This window comes from Actinomycetota bacterium (genome assembly GCA_040755895.1).
Lineage (GTDB): Bacteria > Actinomycetota > Aquicultoria > Subteraquimicrobiales > Subteraquimicrobiaceae > Subteraquimicrobium.
This window is the reverse complement of the sequence record JBFMAG010000150.1, coordinates 1-4,956: the sequence shown is the minus strand read 5'-3', so window position 1 is coordinate 4,956 and position 4,956 is coordinate 1. Positions and strand designations below refer to the sequence as shown.

5 protein-coding genes are annotated in these 4,956 nt (G+C 45.3%); 2 read left to right on the top strand and 3 right to left on the bottom strand.

The features are described 5' to 3' along the window. Positions 1-33: 33 nt before the first annotated feature. The 3 genes from AB1466_07200 to AB1466_07190 form a co-directional block, all read right to left on the bottom strand. A complete protein-coding gene (locus tag AB1466_07200) occupies positions 34-528 on the bottom strand; it encodes a hypothetical protein (GenBank protein ID MEW6189871.1) in 495 nt (164 codons plus the stop codon). A 192-nt stretch (positions 529-720) separates the two neighbouring features. After that, entirely contained in the window at positions 721-1,005 is a 285-nt protein-coding gene (locus tag AB1466_07195) for a hypothetical protein (GenBank protein MEW6189870.1), read from the bottom strand. A 49-nt stretch (positions 1,006-1,054) separates the two neighbouring features. Further along, positions 1,055-1,648, bottom strand: a complete 594-nt coding sequence (locus AB1466_07190) for an S-layer homology domain-containing protein (GenBank protein MEW6189869.1) — start codon at positions 1,646-1,648, stop codon at positions 1,055-1,057. A 314-nt stretch (positions 1,649-1,962) separates the two neighbouring features. On the opposite strand from AB1466_07190, the gene AB1466_07185 reads away from it, so the two are divergent. Together AB1466_07185 and AB1466_07180 are read left to right on the top strand one after the other, a co-directional pair. Beyond that, positions 1,963-3,858 carry a S8 family serine peptidase gene (locus AB1466_07185; protein ID MEW6189868.1) on the top strand — a complete coding sequence of 632 codons (1,896 nt, stop codon included), beginning with the start codon at positions 1,963-1,965 and terminating at the stop codon, positions 3,856-3,858. A gap of 205 nt (positions 3,859-4,063) precedes the next feature. Further along, positions 4,064-4,956 (top strand): right-handed parallel beta-helix repeat-containing protein (locus tag AB1466_07180; GenBank protein ID MEW6189867.1); only part of this gene is annotated, 893 nt, incomplete at its 3' end.

The window sequence follows — 4,956 nt, the reverse complement described above, 5'->3', positions numbered from 1 at the left end:
GCCTTAAGGGAAGAATTGGCATTGGATAAAAGCCTAAGAGAGGAAATGGAGGCAAAGGAGGTAGTCAACGTCTAATGCCGGGCTTCTCGTTTTTACAGGAAACAAAGGACTTGACCGGGAGATGCCCAAAAGCAAATAAGCGAACACAATGAGGTAATTAGTTAACACCCTCGAAGCGCCAATTGATTTTCCAAATATATTGAAAGCCAAAACGGATCGCAGTGGATCCTCAAAAACCCCGTGAACAAAGAATATATCTTTATACGGAACCTTATTGTTCTGCCACATAATAGCCGGACCAAGAGTTTCGCCCTCGTGGAAGGTGTCCAAGGGATAATTTCCCAACGTCATATTCAAGCTCCATGATACGAAAAGAACCAGCAGTAAAATAAATAAAATGTGGAATATGGGTTTATTTTTTCTTTCACTACCCATCTGAGCATCTTCTACATATCCCGCAAATTTCATGTCGAATATAAATTTCCTCATTTTTGTGAGAGAAGCCATAAATAAAAGAATACTGGGCAAGGTGACTACAATTAAATATCGAACGATATTATTCAGGGGATTAAACTTCGCAACAGTTAACTTACCGGTGATACCCCAAGGGTTTGAGAAGGGCAAGTGAATATTATTCCACAATAGAATGGCAAGAAAATATCCAATGAGAAAAATGAAAAGTGCAATAAATATCCGCCTCATGCCAAGAGAAAACCTCCTTCAAATTTTCGATCGCAAGACCAAAGCGACCAACTCCACAAGGGAGAAAAGGTAACAGAAACCTATCGAAGGTGGCAAAAAAGCTTTTCCCATGATCGAGAAAGCCTTGCGCTCGACAAGATATTGGACATAGCCAAATTGAAATGGTTCATCGGGACCCTGCCAGGCTGGAATTATCGCCGCAAAAAGTAAACCCTTGATTAAGCTTAGGAAAACAAAGAGGATTAACAGATTTCGACCTATGGACGGTTTGGATGGTTTGATCCAACGCTCATAGTAAGGCATGTAAAGGCGCATTCCTCACGGGATCTTTGCAAAAACTAGTTTATTTTAATCACCTTGAGAGCATTGTGTCAACGATTTTCGCTGCCTCAGCGCGGGTGACGAACCTCTCGGGTCTGAAGGTTCCATCGGGGTAGCCCCCAACGATTCTGGCATTTTTTGCGGTCATGATATACGGGTATGCCCGATGGTTGGAAGGAACGTCGGTGAAGGGTGTACCTGAGGTATCGAGGGGGTGGTCGCGCATGAGGATGGTCACAGCCTCAGCCCTTGTCGCCGGATCCTCGGGCTTAAAGGTTTTATCGGGAAAGCCCTTGATCAATCCTTGCTCATAGGCGGTCTCTATGTACCGCCATGCCCAATGAGTTTGAGGAACATCCTTGAAGTAACCCTTAAATGTGGTATTGAGGGATGATGCCTTGGATGAGACGACCAGCTTGGCGATCTGGCTCCGGGAGATGTGTGCCTCTGGTCTGAACAGTCCATCGGGGTAGCCCGTGATTATCCCCTTTGAGGCCAGGGATTCGATGTTATAGAAAGCCCAGTGAGTCGGAGGAACATCAGGAAATCTTTGAGCGAATGCCAAGGTTTTGGGAAGAAAGATTATGAGTAATGCTATGACTAAAAGCAGCAAACCCTTTCTCATCGATATCCCTTCTTAGATGTCCTACAGACGAACTTCCTCAAGAATATTTGGCGATTAGCCCCTCCTTAGCTTTATCGTCTAAGGTGGACGAAACTTTAATACCGCTGTTAGGTGCTTTCCAATTACTCCAACAAGAATCTTTCTTTATAGAGACTGGTTTCCCTCCTTTTCCCAATTTCATCCAAACCCATGGGATAAAAGCCAAGCTCAAAAGCTCCATTTCTCGATTTTAATTTAAGAGAAAACCTGATATTGCCGAAATATATGGTAGAAGCACCCGCAGGACTTGCAGGTGGTTTAAAGGGAGAAATTATATGAAACGTTCAGGCAGATTTACGAAAAATGCAAAGCATCTGAAGGAAATCGCTGCAGTCATAGTTATCGCCGCCATGGCTTTTGTCATGAATATTCCAGGGGCTTTTCCCGCTCGTCTGGCGGACTCTGATCATATCCTTCCCGAATGCTCAACTCATTTTAGAAACCCATCTGCCCCTGTAAGCCAGTGGACAGGCGAGATATTAATTAAATACGCATCAAACAATATAACCTCCACCCTGCCCCTTGGCAGACGGGTGGGCAAGATTAAGCACCTGGAAGTTCACAGAGTGAAAATACCCGAAGGTGCAGATGTGGAAGAGATAATAGAGAAATACGAGAATGATCCCAGAGTTGAATTTGCCGAGCTCAATTACCTCAGAAAGGCATTCGTGGTGAAGCCCAATGATCCCTACTATTCGGAAGATCAAAATCCATATGGTTGTTCCCAATGGTCACTCCAAATCACGGAGTCGAATTACGGTTGGGATATAGAGAAGGGAAGCGGTGATATCGTCATAGCTGTCCTGGATACCGGAATAGATCTCATACATCCGGATATCCAGGATAAGATCTGGGTCAATTCCGATGAAATTCCCAACAACGGATTGGACGATGACAAAAATGGCTACATCGACGATTACAACGGCTGGGACTTTGCAAATAATGATAGTGATCCCACGGATGATCATGGTCATGGTACGCATGTGGCGGGGATTGCAGCTGCTGAGACGGATAACTACAACGGTATAGCTGCAATGTGCTGGGGAGCGAAGATAATGCCAGTGAAGGTTTTAAATGGATATGGCATGGGAACCGATTACCACGTCGCTCAAGGAATTATTTATGCCGCTGACAATGGCGCAAAGGTGATAAATATGAGCCTGGGTGGTTCATTTCCATCAACTACCTTGCAGAATGCTATAGATTATGCTCACGATAAAGGCTGTATAGTTGTGGCGGCAGCGGGAAATCTTTCCAGCAAATCATCTCCTCCCTATACATGCTATCCTGCAGCTTGTGAACATGTCATCGCCGTTTCAGCGACCGATAAGTTAGACGTAAGACCATATTGGTCGAATTATGGTTCCTTTGTCGATGTCGCAGCTCCCGGCGAGAACATCTTGAGCACTTTCTGGTATCCTTATTTTAATCCTCCTCACGTCTACGCTTATGGATCTGGAACATCCATGGCTGCACCTCATGTATCGGGTTTAGTCGCTTTGGTCGCCTCCAAGTATCCAACGCTTACTCCAGACGAAGTGGAAGAGAAGATTGAGCTAGCGGCGGATGATCTTGGACCAACTGGCAAGGATGATTACTACGGATACGGAAGAATAAACACCTGCCAAGCCCTGGTGCACTTTCGAGATGTAATCCCCATTTACTGGGCTTTCAATGAGATCGAGTTCATGGCGGATCGGGAGTTGATCTCAGGATATCCAGATGGACTCTTCCGCCCGGCAGATCCCGTCACCAGATCCCAGTTCACCAAGATGCTCGTGAACTCCCTGGGACCTACGCTAAACCAGGAATATAAGGGATACTTCACCGATGTTCCGAACAATCACTGGGCGTGGCAGTATATCGAAACTGCAGCAGACGGCGGGCTGGTGGAAGGCTATGGCGATGGGAAATTTGGTCCTGAAGATATTACTTCAAGAGCACAACTCGCCAAGATGCTCATCCTGGGACTGGGAATATCCCTGAATGCGAGTTATAAGGGATACTTCACGGATGTTCCGAACAATCACTGGGCGTGGCAGTATATCGAGACAGCGAAAGATGCGGGAATAATCAAAGGCTATTCGGATGGAAGCTTCAAACCCGAAGAAGTAGTGAGAAGAGATCAAACCACCGTGATGATCTACAGAGCATTGTTCGAATCAAGGTAACCCCTCGAACTACAGAAAAAATCTCGCCTTTTTGCAGGAATCCATTAATTGTGTAGCGAATAACACAAAAGAGCATTGAAGCATATGTCCTCGTAATCACGGAACAATTATACTGTTGATGGCCACGAGCAATTTTAGCCGACTCGATCTAGGATTTTTAGTGGGTTGGTTTTTTATTTTCGGGCGAGGGAGGTGAAAAGTCAAAATGAGAAAATCGATTTTGGGAGGGAAAAGGTATCTAGCTTTGCTTGTCATCATCATATTTATGCTTGCTTTAATCCCTATCTCGCCGGCTATTGCCACGGAGGTGAGTGGGGAAATCACCACTGATACCACTTGGACCGTAGCTGGTAGCCCTTACATCGTGACGGGCGATGTATTCGTGTGTAACGGAGCCATCCTAACCATCGAGCCCGGTGTGACAGTTAAGTTCAATAAAGGGGCAGATGGAGAGCTATTTTCTCTACAGATTGGTTCTATTTTTTGGCTCAATGGAGGTGAAGGAACTCTTATCGCCGATGGTACCTTTGATAATCCCATTATATTTACCTCGAATCGACCCTATCCAGTACCTGGGGATTGGGATGGTATTCATTTCGAGGATTCAAGCGTGGACGCGAACTGCGTTGTGGATAACTGCATAATTGAATATGCCTCGCATGGCATCTACTGTGATCACTCTTCTCCAACCATTAGCAATAATCTCCTTATGAAGGCCGAATATGATGGTGTTTCTTGCAGCAGGGCTTCCCCAAGTATCACCGACAACTTGATTATTGACAATGGAGGCGGCATCTATTGCTCTTATTCCAGCCCAACCATTACTGGCAATACGGTTACTACAAACCACGGTTCTGGCATCAGCTGTTGGGAAGCTCTACCATTGATTGAAGGAAACATCATCTCATATAATGATTCTTCCGGCATCTCTCTATCATTCGACTCCGATGCTACGATTATAAACAACGAGATAGTTGGCAATCATTATTGCGGCATCGACTGCTACCACTCATCTCCAGGTATCGTCAATAACACCATCGCCGACAACTCCTTTAGTGGCATCTATTGCGAAAGTTACGATTTCCCCTGGATCGTAAA

Excerpts from the sequence above, each read along its gene's own strand:
- AB1466_07185 (MEW6189868.1), top strand. The coding sequence starts at position 1,963 with ATGAAACGTTCAGGCAGATTTACGAAAAATGCAAAGCATCTGAAGGAA.
- AB1466_07190 (MEW6189869.1), bottom strand. The coding sequence starts at position 1,648 with ATGAGAAAGGGTTTGCTGCTTTTAGTCATAGCATTACTCATAATCTTT.
- AB1466_07195 (MEW6189870.1), bottom strand. The coding sequence starts at position 1,005 with ATGCCTTACTATGAGCGTTGGATCAAACCATCCAAACCGTCCATAGGT.